The sequence below is a fragment of the Veillonella sp. VA142 genome (assembly GCF_003992135.1).
Classification (GTDB): Bacteria; Bacillota; Negativicutes; order Veillonellales; family Veillonellaceae; genus F0422.
This window is the reverse complement of sequence record NZ_RQVN01000007.1, coordinates 64,317-80,463: the sequence shown is the minus strand read 5'-3', so window position 1 is coordinate 80,463 and position 16,147 is coordinate 64,317. Positions and strand designations below refer to the sequence as shown.

The 16,147-nt window shown below is 40.9% G+C and carries 9 protein-coding genes; all 9 read right to left on the bottom strand.

From position 1 onward, the window contains the following. Window positions 1-107, bottom strand: a 107-nt coding sequence (locus EO117_RS04480; RefSeq protein WP_149306083.1) for a GTP-binding protein, incomplete at its 3' end; no start/stop codon positions are given. Between the two features lie 81 nt (window positions 108-188). Further along, entirely contained in the window at window positions 189-2,264 is a 2,076-nt protein-coding gene (gene fusA, locus EO117_RS04475) for an elongation factor G (protein ID WP_126939306.1), read from the bottom strand. A gap of 20 nt (window positions 2,265-2,284) precedes the next feature. Continuing rightward, window positions 2,285-2,755: a 30S ribosomal protein S7 gene (rpsG, locus tag EO117_RS04470; RefSeq protein WP_009353884.1), complete on the bottom strand. Its 471-nt coding sequence runs from the start codon at window positions 2,753-2,755 to the stop codon at window positions 2,285-2,287. 46 nt (window positions 2,756-2,801) lie between these two features. After that, window positions 2,802-3,176 carry a 30S ribosomal protein S12 gene (rpsL, locus tag EO117_RS04465; RefSeq protein ID WP_126939305.1) on the bottom strand — a complete coding sequence of 125 codons (375 nt, stop codon included), beginning with the start codon at window positions 3,174-3,176 and terminating at the stop codon, window positions 2,802-2,804. Between the two features lie 73 nt (window positions 3,177-3,249). Further along, window positions 3,250-3,495 (bottom strand): ribosomal L7Ae/L30e/S12e/Gadd45 family protein, encoded by a 246-nt coding sequence (locus tag EO117_RS04460; protein WP_126939304.1) that lies wholly within the window; start codon window positions 3,493-3,495, stop codon window positions 3,250-3,252. 376 nt (window positions 3,496-3,871) lie between these two features. Beyond that, on the bottom strand, window positions 3,872-8,116 hold the full coding sequence (gene rpoC / locus EO117_RS04455) for a DNA-directed RNA polymerase subunit beta' (protein ID WP_126939303.1): 4,245 nt from the start codon (window positions 8,114-8,116) through the stop codon (window positions 3,872-3,874). Window positions 8,117-8,147: 31 nt separating this feature from the next. Further along, the gene (rpoB, locus tag EO117_RS04450; RefSeq protein ID WP_126939302.1) at window positions 8,148-12,311 is read right to left on the bottom strand and encodes a DNA-directed RNA polymerase subunit beta; all 4,164 of its coding nucleotides are present in this window, start codon (window positions 12,309-12,311) and stop codon (window positions 8,148-8,150) included. A gap of 267 nt (window positions 12,312-12,578) precedes the next feature. Continuing rightward, on the bottom strand, window positions 12,579-12,776 hold the full coding sequence (locus EO117_RS04445; RefSeq protein ID WP_126939301.1) for a 4Fe-4S binding protein: 198 nt from the start codon (window positions 12,774-12,776) through the stop codon (window positions 12,579-12,581). Between the two features lie 78 nt (window positions 12,777-12,854). Further along, on the bottom strand, window positions 12,855-16,007 hold the full coding sequence (locus EO117_RS04440; protein ID WP_206168588.1) for an autotransporter outer membrane beta-barrel domain-containing protein: 3,153 nt from the start codon (window positions 16,005-16,007) through the stop codon (window positions 12,855-12,857). Window positions 16,008-16,147: the final 140 nt, after the last annotated feature.

Sequence of the window (16,147 nt, the reverse complement as noted above, 5' to 3'; positions counted from 1 at the left end):
AGAACTTTAGTGATTGCTGCTGTTAAAGTAGTTTTACCATGGTCAACGTGACCGATAGTACCAATGTTAACGTGTGGCTTATTACGTTCAAATTTTGCTTTTGCCATTTTGAATTGTCCTCCCGGATAATTAAAACTTTATATATAGTAATCCCATGGAGCTAAAAGCCCCACAAGATATACTTTTGATTAGCCATTTTTCTTAGCTTGAATTTCTTCAGCAATTTTCTTAGGCACTTCTTCATAATGATCGAATGTCATGGAGTAGTTACCGCGACCTTGTGTTTTGGAACGAAGGTCAGTAGCATATCCAAACATTTCGCTCAATGGAACATATGCTTTGATATGTTGGGAACCGTTGCGAGCTTCCATTCCATCCATGCGGCCACGACGGGAATTCAAATCACCGATTACGTCGCCCATGTATTCTTCTGGAACTTCTACTTCAACAGCCATGTATGGTTCAAGTAATGCTGGGTCAGCTTTACGAGCACCCTCTTTGAAGCCCATGGAACCTGCAATTTTGAAGGCCATTTCAGAGGAGTCAACATCATGGTAGGAACCATCAAATACGATAACTTTGATATCAACCATTGGATAACCAGCGATAACACCGGATTCCATAGCCTCCTTAACACCGTTCTCAACTGGTCCAATGTATTCACGAGGAATAGAACCACCAACAACTTTATTTTCAAATTCGAAACCAGCACCTGGTTCTTGAGGAATGATTTCCAACCAGCAATGGCCGTATTGACCTTTACCACCAGATTGGCGAACGAATTTACCTTCAGATTTAACTGCTTTACGAATTGTTTCACGGTAAGCAACTTGAGGTTTACCTACATTACATTCAACCTTGAACTCACGGTTCATGCGGTCAACGATGATGTCAAGGTGAAGCTCACCCATACCGGAAATGATTGTTTGTCCAGTTTCTTCATCAGTACGAACTTTGAAAGTTGGATCTTCTTCAGCCAAACGAGCTAACGCCATACCCATTTTTTCTTGGTCCGCTTTAGTTTTTGGTTCCACAGCAACAGAGATAACTGGTTCTGGGAATTCCATGGATTCAAGAATAACTTGCGCTTTGTCATCACAAAGTGTATCACCAGTAGTAGTATCTTTAAGACCTACTGCTGCAGCGATGTCACCAGCGTACACGCGGTCGATTTCTTGACGGCTGTTAGCATGCATTTGCAAGATACGGCCGATACGTTCTTTTTTACCTTTTGTAGAGTTGAACACATAAGAACCAGACTCTAATGTACCAGAGTACACACGGAAGAACGCTAATTTACCAACATAAGGGTCAGCCATGATTTTGAAAGCTAACGCAGCGAAAGGACCATCATCAGTAGAAGGACGAGTTGTCTCTTCACCAGTGTTAGGGTCGATACCTTTAATCGCTGGTACATCTGTTGGAGCTGGCATGTAGTCAACTACAGCATCTAACAACATTTGTACACCTTTGTTTTTGTAGGAAGAACCGCAAAGAACCGGGAACAATGTGTTTTCACACACAGCTTTACGAAGAGCTGCTTTAATTTGTTCTTCAGAAATTTCTTCACCTTCCAAGTATTTTTCCATCAATTCGTCATCAGTTTCAGCCACAGCGTCAACTAACATTTCACGACGCTCTGCTGCAACATCAGCGTATTCTTCAGGAATTTCAGTGATTTCGTATTCTTTTCCGTCATCACTGATGTAGATTTCAGCTTTCATAGTTACCAAGTCAATGATACCTTTGAAAGTGTCTTCAGAACCGATAGGCACTTGGATAGCTACGCTATTAGCACCTAAACGAGTTTTCATCATATCAACTACGCGGAAGAAGTCAGCACCTACTGTATCCATTTTATTTACATAAGCGATACGAGGCACGCCATATTTATCCGCTTGACGCCATACTGTTTCAGATTGAGGCTCTACGCCACCTTTCGCACTGAATACAGCTACGGAGCCGTCTAGTACACGAAGGGAACGTTCTACTTCTACTGTAAAGTCTACGTGACCAGGAGTATCGATAATGTTGATGCGATGACCTTTCCATTGAGTAGTAGTCGCAGCGGACGTGATAGTGATACCACGTTCTTGCTCCTGCTCCATCCAGTCCATCGTAGCAGCACCTTCATGTACTTCACCGATTTTGTGAACTCGACCAGTATAGTAAAGGATACGTTCCGTTGTGGTTGTTTTACCAGCATCGATGTGAGCCATGATACCGATATTACGAGTTTTCTCTAAAGAAACTTCTCTTGCCACTTGTATATCTCCTTAACTAATTACCATTTGTAATGAGCAAATGCTTTGTTAGCCTCTGCCATTTTATGAGTATCTTCTTTTTTCTTAATAGCTGCGCCAGTATTATTGAACGCGTCCATTAATTCGCCCGCTAAACGTTCTTTCATAGTGCGTTCACCACGAAGACGAGCATAGTTTACCATCCAGCGAATACCTAGAGATAAACGGCGGTCAGCACGAACTTCAACCGGTACTTGGTAGTTAGCACCACCGATACGGCGAGCACGTACTTCTAATACAGGCATTACATTTTTTAAAGCCTGATCAAAAACTTCCATAGGGTCTTGACCCATTTTGGAACGAATAATTTCAAATGCATCATACACGATGGATTCAGCAATGCCTTTTTTGCCATCGTACATTACTTTGTTAATGAAACGTGTTACTAATTTGCTATTGTACACCGGATCTGGTAGTACATCGCGTTTCACAACAGGGCCTTTTCTTGGCATGTCAATTCCTCCTTTAACGATGTGTGTTCTCTAATCTTATGCTAAATTATTTTTTAGCACGTTTCGCGCCATATTTGGAGCGGCTTTGCATACGGTTTTGTACGCCAGCTGTATCCAATGCACCACGAACGATGTGATAACGCACACCAGGAAGGTCCTTAACACGACCGCCTCTGATAAGTACAACGCTGTGTTCCTGTAAATTGTGACCAATGCCTGGGATGTATGCAGTTACTTCGATACCGTTTGTCAAACGAACACGGGCAACTTTACGAAGCGCGGAGTTCGGTTTTTTAGGCGTAGCAGTGTATACACGAGTACAAACACCACGTTTTTGTGGACACTCTTTCAAAGCTGGAGAGTCAGACTTACGCACTAAAGATTTACGGCCTTTACGTACTAACTGGTTAATAGTTGGCATGTGGGCACCTCCTTTCCAAACAATTAGATTTATAATTGATCCGCTCGATATTATCGTTCGGATATTACCAATACTAGCGAAGCACGCCAATAGCGGCAGCTCCTACTTTAATGTGAGCAGCATGCCCAAGTTCTTCCATCGTGTGATTACGATTAACTGGCACATTATGCTCTAAACAAATTTCCAGAATCGGCAAGATAAGTCGGTCATCGCTATCAAGACCTACAAATACACACTCTACCTCATTGCGATTCACTGCTTTATGCGTTTGTTTCGCTCCTATTGTGAGATTTGCATTTGAAAGCATATCGATTTTCATATGCGCTCCTTCTCATTCGTTACTCACTTTAGGGCGCACTGCCCCTAAGTACTTTACTAGTTTATCATTCTTTATATGCCGTGTCAAACGATTTTAGCCCCAATAAGTCGCTATAATAAAGCATTTTATATGTACATGTATCCGTGCGGTTCAAAAATATATTTTTCTGTATATTTTACGTTATTTTTATACAGTTTTCATATTTTATCTGTATGTATATGCAACATCTTTTCTTCCCGCATTTTATCTATGCAAAATTGATATAGAATTTTTCTATATTTCGTTATAAAAATAACGGATAACTTCCTATAGGTTGTTATCCGTTATTTCTTTAGACACCTCAACTAGCTTTTAGACTTGTCTTAATGTCCTCATGTTATTCTGCTGTTTCTACATCTGTAGTTTCATTAGCTATATCTGCATTAACAACTTCTGTACCCACCACTAAATCTTCTAATTCAGGTGTATGTTTTACTACCTTAATTTTACGATAACGGCTCATCCCTGTACCAGCTGGTATTAATTTACCAATGATAACATTTTCTTTTAAGCCAAGTAATGGATCAATTTTACCTTTGATGGCTGCTTCTGTAAGAACACGTGTTGTTTCTTGGAAGGAAGCTGCTGATAAGAAGCTGTCTGTTGCCAAGGCTGCTTTGGTAATACCCAATAGTGTACGAACACCAGTGGCTTCTTTTTTACCATTTAAGCGTAAACGACGGTTTTCATCTTCAAATGTATTTACATCGATAGAATCTCCTGGTAATACATCTGCATCCCCAGCATCTTCAATTTTTACTTTATGTAACATTTGGCGAACGATAACCTCGATGTGTTTATCGTTAATTTCTACACCTTGAGATTTGTATACTTTTTGTACTTCATATACTAGGTAACGTTGCGTTGCTTCCGTACCCATTACACGCATGATGTCATGAGGGTTAATGGAACCTTCTGTTAAACGAGCACCTAAAGATACTACATCGCCATCTTTCACAATGATGCGAGATCCGTAAGGAATTAAGTAATCAAACTCTTCACCTTCAGCTGTGGTAATGAAGATTGTATTAGTACCTTTTTTATTATCGTTAGGAACGACACGTACAGTACCTTCTACTTCTGCAATGATAGCATTACGCTTTGGACGACGTGCTTCAAACAATTCTTCAACACGAGGCAAACCTTGTGTGATATCATCGCCGGCAACACCGCCTGTATGGAATGTACGCATTGTTAACTGTGTACCTGGTTCACCGATGGATTGTGCCGCAATAATACCAACTGCTTCACCAACTTGTACTTGTCCACCAGTACCTAAGTCACGACCATAACATTTCATACATACGCCATATGGAGAACGACAAGTCAATACAGAACGTATTTTCACTGTGTCGTAATGTTTTACTACTTCATCAGCTAATTCATCGGTGATTTCACCATTCAATGGAACGATAACTTCACCAGTTTCTTTATTGATTAACTCTTCTGCTGCTGTACGGCCCACGATACGATCTTTCAATGGTTCGATAACGCCAGTACCTTCCACGATAGCTTCTACTTCAATGCCATGAATTTCATTATTGCGAACTTGAACTTCTTTTACATCAGAGTTCAAGATAGCTTCGATGCCTTCTTCTGTCAATGCTGTATGCGCAGGGAAAATTTCTACACCTTCACTATCGATAACAGGATACACAGTATCTTTACCCAACATATTTTCAACCATTGTGTTGCGTAATGTTGTACGAATCGTATCGTCCACTTCACCTAATGCAATGGTTTGAACGATGTTAGTATGGTTGATATCACTGTCGCTACCCAATTGCGCACCACGCAATGCGATGGATTTCACTTGGGATTCTGCTAATGCTTCGATCGTTGCTTCTGTTACGATGCTTTCAGCATCAGCAATGACTTCACCAGTCATAGGGTCCACTACATCGCGATCCAATACACGACCGATTAAATCATCTTTCAAGTATGTCAACGCATCTTTTGTATTGCGCGCTAAGCGAGCTCTTTCACGAGCTAAGTCGATACCTACTACATCACAGTCTTCTTCACGAACGATTACATCTTGAGATACGTCAACAAGACGACGTGTTAAGTAACCGGAGTCAGCTGTACGAAGGGCTGTATCGGCCAAACCTTTACGAGCACCATGAGAGGATGTAAAGTAATCCAATACGGTCAAGCCTTCTTTAAAGTTGGCTTTAATTGGCAAGTCGATGATACGACCAGATGGATCCGCCATCAAACCACGCATACCCGCCAACTGACGGATCTGTTGTTTGTTACCACGGGCACCGGAAATCGCCATCATATATACTGGGTTGAAACCGTCTTGGTCAGCCGCCATATTATCCATCATGGCTTCTGTTACATTGTCGATAGCTTCATTCCAAAGCTCAATCGTTTTACGATAACGTTCTTCTTCCGTAATTAAACCACGGCGATATAAACGAGATACCTTATTAACTTCTGTATCTGCTCCTTCTACGATACCAGCTTTTACTTCTGGTACTTTGATATCCGCAATAGCAATCGTCATACCTGCACGACGAGCAAAGGAGTAACCCAAGGATTTAATACGGTCAAGCAATTCTGCAGTTTTTTCGTTGCCGAACGCTTGGAAACATTGGTCCACTAATTTACCAACCATTTTCTTATCCATGACTTTACCCAAGGACCATGTGCCGTCTTCTTCTTTCACAAATTGACGGATTTCTGGATATAAAGCTTCGTTGAAAATTAAACGACCTGCTGTAGTTTTAACTAGACCATATCCTTCCATACGAATATAGATAACATCTTGTAAACCGATGACACCAGACTCATATGCCAGCATCACTTCGTCATAATTGGCGAAGCGTTTCGCTTTATCTTCTGTACCTTTACGAACTACTGTTAAGTAGTATGTACCCAAAATCATATCCTGGGATGGAACTGCTACTGGTTTACCATCTTTTGTAGACAAGATGTTATGGGATGAAAGCATTAAGGTACGTGCTTCCGACTGTGCTTCTACGGACAATGGTAAATGACATGCCATTTGGTCACCGTCAAAGTCGGCGTTGAAAGCTGTACATACTAGTGGATGCAATTTGATAGCACGGCCTTCCCAAAGAATTGGTTCGAACGCTTGGATACCTAATCTATGCAATGTAGGGGCGCGGTTTAGTAATACTGGATGTTCTTTAATAACTTCTTCCAAAGCTTCCCAAACACCAGGACCGATACGTTCTACTTGGCGTTTTGCCGCTTTAATATTGCTTGCTTGTCCACGTTCTACCAAACGCTTCATAACAAATGGTTTGAATAATTCCAATGCCATCTCTTTTGGAAGACCACATTGATGCATTTTCAATTCTGGGCCAACTACGATAACGGAACGGCCGGAGTAGTCAACACGTTTACCCAACAAGTTTTGACGGAAACGACCTTGTTTACCTTTTAACATATCGGATAAAGATTTCAATGGACGGTTACCAGGACCTGTGACAGGACGGCCACGACGACCATTGTCGATCAACGCATCTACAGCTTCTTGTAGCATACGTTTTTCGTTGCGCACGATAATATCAGGAGCGCCTAAATCCAACAAACGTTTTAAACGGTTATTACGGTTGATAACACGACGATATAAATCATTTAAGTCAGATGTGGCGAAACGACCACCGTCTAATTGCACCATTGGACGCAATTCAGGTGGAATAACTGGCACTACATCCATAATCATCCACTCTGGGCGGTTACCAGATTGACGGAATGCTTCCACCACTTCTAAACGGCGAACAGCACGAACTTTACGTTGACCTGTTGCAGTTTCTAGCTCAGCACGTAATTCATCGTTCAATGCTTCTAAGTCTAATTCGCAAAGCAATTCTTTAATCGCTTCTGCACCCATATCGATACATACGAACGTGTTTTCTTCTAAGGCACCAAGTTCTAATTTTTCTTCACGCGTTAATACTTCGTATTCTTTTTCTTCTTCTGGAATTTCAGTATTCGCTGAAAGTTCTGCATTGACAGCTTCTTTGTGTTTAGCAGAGTTAATTAATTGCAAACGTTCACGACGTTGTGCAATTGTTTCAATGATGACACTTTTACCAGCGATTTTGTAGTCAGCATCGTTGAACATGGCTTCATATTCACGAAATTCAGTTTCAAATAACAATTGTTGTTTAGACAATGGAGATTGACCTGGATCTACTACGATATACGCAGCAAAGTACAATACACGTTCCAAGGAACGAGGAGATATGTCAAGGATCAATCCCATGCGAGACGGGATGCCCTTGAAATACCAAATATGAGACACTGGTGTAGCCAATTCGATATGGCCCATACGTTCACGACGTACTTTGGCACGAGTCACTTCTACACCACATTTATCACAGACAACACCTTTATAACGGATGCGTTTATACTTTCCACAATGACATTCCCAGTCCTTTGTTGGTCCAAAAATGCGCTCACAGAATAAACCATCTCGCTCTGGTTTTAAGGTGCGGTAGTTAATTGTTTCAGGTTTTTTAACTTCTCCATGAGACCACTCCAAAATTTGTTGTGGCGAAGCTAAACCGATTCGCATGGAATCAAATTCATTTACGTCTAGCACTGTATGCTCCCTCCTTTACGAGATAGTGGTATTACTCATTATCAGAAGATTCTACATAGCCACTAATTTGGCTGATAATATCGTCTTCTTCACCTGCAGTGACAGGCTCTTCTACAATATATCCTTCTGGTGTTCCTTCCACTGTGGAGTTTTCTCCTTCTGTAGTTGCTTCAGAGGCTCCTTCTTCCATCACTTCGCGAATATCATCATGACGTGGAACATCATCCTCTTCTAATTCTTTGATAACAACTTCTTCTTGATCTTCATTCAAGATTTTCACGTCAAGGCCGATACTTTGTAATTCTTTCAATAATACTTTGAAAGATTCAGGCACGCCTGGTTCAGGAATGTTTTCACCTTTAACGATTTTTTCGTACGCTTTTACACGGCCCACAACATCGTCAGATTTTACAGTTAACAACTCTTGTAATGTATAGGCTGCGCCATACGCTTCAAGAGCCCATACTTCCATCTCACCAAAACGTTGTCCACCGAATTGAGCTTTACCACCCAACGGTTGTTGTGTAACAAGGGAGTACGGACCAGTAGAACGAGCATGGATTTTATCATCTACTAGATGGTGAAGTTTGAGCATGTATACATAACCAACCGTAACTTTGTTATCCATTTTTTCGCCTGTACGGCCATCATATAATACAGTTTTACCATCATCATCACGACCAGCAATGCGAAGTGTATCGAATACGTCACTTTCATGAGCACCGTCAAATACAGGTGTTGCAATATGGATCCCCGCTGTATCTGGTTTTGGCATGCCATACGTGTCATAATCATAGCCATATTTTTCCAACTCAGCACGTAAGTGACTGCGTTTTTCTCGAACATGGTGAATCGTCTCGATGACAGTATCCACTCGACGAAGAGCATGCAATTCCTCTTCTAAAGTCTCTTCCATTTTTGGACGTTCTGCTTCTACATCATCAAATGTTTCGATACCTAATTCGTAGATTCGTTTTTCTTCTGCCAATAAAGCATCATAGCGAGATTGACCGCCCAATTCATCAAATTTTTCTTGTGCTCGATGTAAAATCTTGTCTAATGCCACTACTTTTTGGCTGTCGATTTGTTTATCTGTTTCCAAGTAATTAGCAATCGTCGGATCCGCAATAGCTTGTTCTAGACTTTCAATTTCTGCGTAGATATCTTTGATACCATCGATACCATCCCAGTATGTACCATTCAATTTAGCTTCGTTCAGTACTTCTTTGATTTTTAGGTCTGTTGCTTTAATTTGCATACCTAAACCTTGAACTGCCCAACCTAAATGAGTTTCCAATACCTGTCCAATGTTCATACGGGACGGTACGCCCAATGGGTTCAATACAATTTGTACTGGTGTACCATCTGGCAAGAACGGCATATCTTCTTGGCGCATAACGCGAGAAACGACACCTTTGTTACCATGACGACCCGCCATTTTATCGCCTTCGTGAATCTTACGTTTTTGTGCAATATACACTCGAACTACTTTATTAACACCAGGTTGTAATTCATCACCATTTTCACGAGTGAAGATTTTAACGTCCACAATTTTACCCGCTTCACCATGTGGTACACGCAAGGAGGTATCGCGAACTTCACGTTCTTTATCGCCAAAAATCGCACGCAATAAGCGTTCTTCTGGAGTTAATTCAGTTTCTCCTTTAGGAGTTACTTTACCAACTAGGATATCACCAGGTTTAACTTCTGCACCGATGCAGATGATACCGTTTTCATCCAAGTTTTTAAGGTTATCATCGCCAGTATTTGGCAATTCACGAGTAATTTCTTCAGCACCTAATTTAGTGTCACGAGCATCACATTCATATTCTTCGATATGGATAGATGTGTAGATATCTTCTTTACAAAGTTCTTCACTTAATAAAATCGCATCCTCGTAGTTGTAACCTTCCCAAGGCATGAATGCTACCAATACGTTGAAACCTAATGCTAATTCACCGCCATCTGTAGCCGGACCATCTGCCAATACTTGACCTTTCACAACGGATTGTCCACGGTATACGATTGGTTTTTGGTTAAAGCATGTAGATTGGTTGGAACGCATGAATTTGTTCATTTTATATACGTCTACACGACCGTTATCACGTTGTACATGGACTTCATTACCCCAACAACGTGTAACAATACCTGCTTCTCTTGCTAATACGCAAACGCCGGAGTCTGTAGCCGCTTTGTATTCCATACCTGTACCTACTAATGGCGCTTGTGCACGAAGCAAAGGTACCGCTTGACGTTGCATGTTCGCACCCATCAAGGCACGGTTCGCATCGTCATTTTCTAGGAATGGAATCATAGCAGTACCTATGGATACTACTTCTTTTGGACTTACGTCCATATAGTTTACTTTATCTGGAGATACTTCTAATACATCATGACCGCGACGACATGCGATGTGATCAGATACGAAATATCCTTCTTCATCAATGCGAGAGTTCGCTTGGGCAATTGTCATACCTTCTTCTTCATCAGCTGTCATATACACAACTTGGTCTGTAACACGAACTTTCAATACTTTGTTAGCATCTTCACCTGTACCATATACTTTTTCAATTTTACGGTATGGTGCTTCGATAAAACCAAATTCATTCACTTTCGCATAGTTAGACAAGGAGTTGATCAAACCGATGTTTGGACCCTCTGGAGTTTCGATTGGACACATACGGCCATAGTGAGAGTGATGCACGTCGCGGACTTCAAAGCCTGCGCGTTCACGAGATAAACCACCAGGTCCTAGTGCAGATAGACGACGTTTATGTGTCAATTCACCCAATGGGTTAGTTTGGTCCATGAACTGGGACAACTGGGAAGAACCAAAGAATTCTTTAATCGCTGCCACAACTGGACGGATGTTCAATAAAGCTTGTGGAGTGATGACAGAAATATCTTGGATTGTCATACGTTCTTTGACCACACGTTCCATACGAGTTAAACCGATACGGAATTGGTTTTGTAACAATTCGCCTACGCAACGAAGACGACGGTTACCTAAATGGTCAATATCGTCAGTTTGACCAACGTTTTCAATCAAATTCATCATGTAACTTACGTTAGCAATCATGTCCTCACGAGTTACTGTGCGATGACTAAATGGTAAGTTGCTGTTGTTGCAAATAACTTTCACAACAGTCCCTTCCGTATTGAATACGAAGAACTCAGGCACCACATCGCCTGCATACACACCGCTGTTAGCTACTACATCAAGAACTTCTTCGTTCACATAAGTATTCGCTTCTACAATGATTTCGCCATTTTCGTCTACAATTGGTTCTGCCAAAGTTTGACCGAACATGCGTTGACGCCAGCCTAATTTTTTATTTAATTTATAACGACCTACACGAGCTAAATCATAGCGACGAGGGTCAAAGAATAAGTTATCGAATAAGTTACGAGCACTTTCCACAGTTGGTGGTTCGCCTGGACGAAGTTTTTTGTAGATTTCTACCAATGCTTCATCAGCGGATTGTGTGCTGTCTTTTTCTAATGTACGAAGTAAACGCTCATCGTATTCTGGATGACCATTTTCATCCACTTGTCCATTCCAGAACAATTCCAAGATAGATTCATTAGTTTCCCAACCTAATGCACGTACTAATACAGTAGCTGGTAATTTACGGTTACGGTCAATACGTACAGACACAGTATCGTTCGCATCTTTTTCTAACTCAATCCAAGCACCACGGTTCGGAATCACTGTGGAATCATACAAACGGTTACCCATAGTATCAATGCTGCCACCGTAGTACACGCCTGGAGAACGAACTAATTGGGATACGATAACACGTTCCGCACCATTGATGATGAAAGTTCCTGTATCTGTCATCAATGGGAAATCGCCCATGAATACTTCTTGTTCTTTAATATCTGGATTTTCTGGATCATTATTAACGAGACGAACATTGACACGCAATGGTGCTGCATACGTAGCATCACGGTTTTTACATTCGTTAATGTCGTATTTTGGTTCTCCAAGGCTGAAACCTTCAAAGGAAAGAGCTAGCTTTCCCGAATTGTCTTTAATCGGAGAAATATCGTTAAAAATATCTTGTAAACCGCTCTCCAAAAACCACTCATAAGACTTGCGTTGTACATCTAACAAATGTGGCATTTCGAGAACTTCGTTAATCTTAGCGTAGGTATATCGAGTACGCTTACCCACCTGCTCAGGTTTGAACATGTTCTTTTCACCCCTCATAAAAATTGGCTTACATATTCTATAACGGTATGACTGCAGACGATTCCAGGTCTCAGTTTTCCTGCTGACCAATGACAAAATAAGCAAGGCTCGTAATTTTTTCTTGTGAACCTTGCTTTCCTCATTTCAGCACAACCTTGGATATATTCCTTCATCAATTCAATGTTATAGTTACTTTTTTGCAATTAAATATTATAATCTTCTCTTATCTATTTGTCAAGACTAAAAAGGACTTGGCATACAAACATGTTATTTGTTCGTATCCAAGTCCTTTTCCTTTACCATCTGCACGGCACCCACTGGGCATATAGCATAACAGTCACCACAGTGAATGCACATATCCTGATGGATGACATAGCGTTCGCCTTTGCGAGTGATAGCCTGCGTCGGACAATCCATGGCGCATCCAGCACAACACACGCAGGTGTCTTTGATATGAAAGTACATAGGCAAGCCTCCTAGTCTTAGTATACTACAAGGCTTGCTATTCTCCTATACAATTACCAAGTGTATTTCACACCTACATTACCAAATATATTTTATGCCTACGTTACCACGGTATCCTTTATAATAGGATCCACCTAAGTTTCTTTCAAAGCGAACATCACCATACACATACCAGCGATCATCTTTACGCCATTGCGCACCGATACCAAGTTCACCAATGGTACGTCCATAATCACCGCGAAGTGTATCATCACCAATATGAACTGCATAAGCGTTTGTGAAAGTTCTCCAAATATTAGCTACACCGTATATAGTACGAGAGGCAATGCCATTAGCATTATACTTTTCACGGGATAAACGAGCACCAATACGTCCTACCAATGTACCATGACCTCCATGAGATACCACTTTATCAGTACCATGGATACCATGCATTTGTAAGTAAGAATATACTAATTGACCTTGTGGCTCTAAAATAGTGCGGCCTCTTTCTGTTTCACGCAGCACGTAAGGACGACCTGTTTCTACAGATCCAGCAAAGCCCCATCCAGATTGTGTTTCTTTACCATGACCTACCGCTTCATAAGTATTGCGAAGCAAGCTTACTTGACCCACCCAATCTACGTATTGATCATGGGCACCATATTTCGTTCTTGTAAGACCTAGCGATAGGTTATGGATTGTACCTGTGCCAGTTTGTAAATCTGTAGCTTGCTTACCTGTATCATCCGTATTGAAGTTATCATAGAACTTAGCTTGACCATGTTGATATGCTACATAAGCACCATTAAAGCTTGTAGTTCCATCTTCTTTTGTTTTCACATTCCAATCTCGGCCTAATTGAATACCCCTTGTGTGTAATGTATATCCAAAACGATAGCCATCATGATGTCCATAATCTTTGATGACTTTGGCCCACAATGGATTTTGATCTCCATCTTCATGATGCGCATAAATAACGCGACTCATAGGATACTCTTTATTCTGCCATTGTTCATGTAATGTACGAGGGTTTTCACTACGACGTTCATGTAAAGTACGTAAAATTTGCCCTATCATACGAGTACTCACTTCCGGCATTTGTGTATAACCAGGAGTCCGTTTGTCTAAATTAGGCGTCTTATTGAGGCCTGTCAATGTCCAGAACCACTCATGTTTGCCCTCTTTCACACGATGTGCTAATTTTAGTTCACCTGCACCTGTGGTTTTGGCCACCCCTGTGAAAGCCCCTTCTTCACTGGATTCTATATCAGCACGAACCACAGGCACTGTATTCTTTTTCAAATCAGCTGTAATAGAGCCAATGGACCCATCAATAACAGCTTCTTTTCCATCAGCTGCCACAGGTACTACTGTTGTAGATCCTTTCGCAGTGCCAGTAATATGAACTAAGTCAGATACAGAGTTAGCCCCTTCTTCATCACCAGGAGAATCCCATTTTGTATTCATTTTAATGATACCATTGGCGCCTGTATAATTTCCTTTTAATGTCAATACATCTTCATAGGACTTATTAACGGTAGTAATCACACCACCTTCATTTTTGAAGTCAGATAGAGTAGTTCCATCTTTTTGTACGGTAGCCACAGTATATTCTGCTTTTGTACCATCTGTTAGATTGGTACCTGCATCAAGAATACCACCATTAGACAATGTCACTGTCGTAGCCGTCGATGTTTGCGCACCTGTCAAATCTTCTTTCTTCGCTAATCGCCAAGTAGCATCTTTGTCTACGTTCATATGCAATGTAGACTCTTTATCTGCATGGATTAAACCTGTTAAAACAGCTTTATCTGCAATCGTCGCTGTTAATTCAGAAGTAGCACGTTGCGCTTCATCGGTAGCATCTGCATTTTCAGATTTTGCACGGATGGCCCAACCTTTTTTCGCTGCTGTGGCTTCGGATTTTTCGCCGGAAAGAGTGAATTTGGCGTTTTTGACACTTTTTGTGCCCCAGTCAAAACGGCTTGTTAAGACACCTCTTTTACCTAACCAGCCAGCTCCTTCAATTAATTCACCTTCTTCTTTAAATTCTGCATTCGTTAACACTAAATCATCTACCTCTGATGTAGTCGATAACTTTGTATTATGCAAGACAACCTCATTATTAACATTCTCTTTTCCACGAGCTAGGACCTCTTTAAAGTTAAAGAAAAGAAAGTCTACACTTCCTAAGTTTTTATAATCAAAGGTATCAAATACAATGGCATTGGTACTAGATTTAATTTCGGACGCTTCTTTTGTCTTAGCACCAGTAACAGTGAACTTTGAATCTTTATCAAATAATCGCACAGCTCCTGATCCACGATATTCTTTTTTATCTAATGTAACTACACCATTGTCCCCTGTAGTATCTACTGTCAATTTTCCATTTGCGATAACCTGAGCTCCGATTCCAGCATCACCATTCCCTGGTTTACCAATTTTAATGCCTGCAGAATTGATCCCATTAGCCTTTACCGTAATCGAAGTATCACCATCAAACGTGGCTTTCGCATCGGTGCCTGATACGTACACACCAACTAGATAGTCAGATACTTTAGCTGCACTTTTATCTTCTACAGTAATATTTACATTACCTGTACTATGAAACTCAGGTTTTGCTCCATTGGAACGGTATACACGAATTCCAGACATTTGATATCCCGTTTCAAACTTGCCCCCTGGAATTGGCACACCTGTATAGTTACCTTTTTTAGTATCTTCTGTATTATTAACTACTATATTAGCATTATTAACTGTAAAATTTGTTTCAGTACCGCTACCAAGCCAGTTATATCCAACAGCTACACCATAGGCTGCATCAGAATCTGCACTTTGAGGGGTATTAGCTTGTCGATTCGACTTCGTCACAGTCACGTTTAAATTCTTAATATCCACAGTAGATGTGCCACGTACGATCATGCCTTTTGGACGATTGTTAACGGCCGTGTCACCTGGTTTAACAGTGATCGTAAGATCATCGGCTGTTAATTTTCCATTGATCACATTGATACCTAAACTTTCATCAGATTTATTATCCATAGTAAGGTCTATGTTTTCTGGCCCAGTAATTGTTAGATTACCACCTACTACTCCTACGCCATCTTTAATGAACGTATCTGTTCCCCCAGCTACTGTTTCCTCAGCGGTATAATTTGTTTGGTTTTGTAGTGCCCCATAACTCACACTCGTCGTCAGGGCATACGCTGCTAATAACGCTCCCATTGTCATCATACTGCGTTTTCTCATACTTCTTCTCCTTGCTCGCCTATTATTACACATAACACCAGTTCAGATATATATTTTTTACTATAATATATTTTTTACTATGTTTTTATTATCATATATCACATGTACCGCTGTCAATATATAAAGTGCAACCGCATACA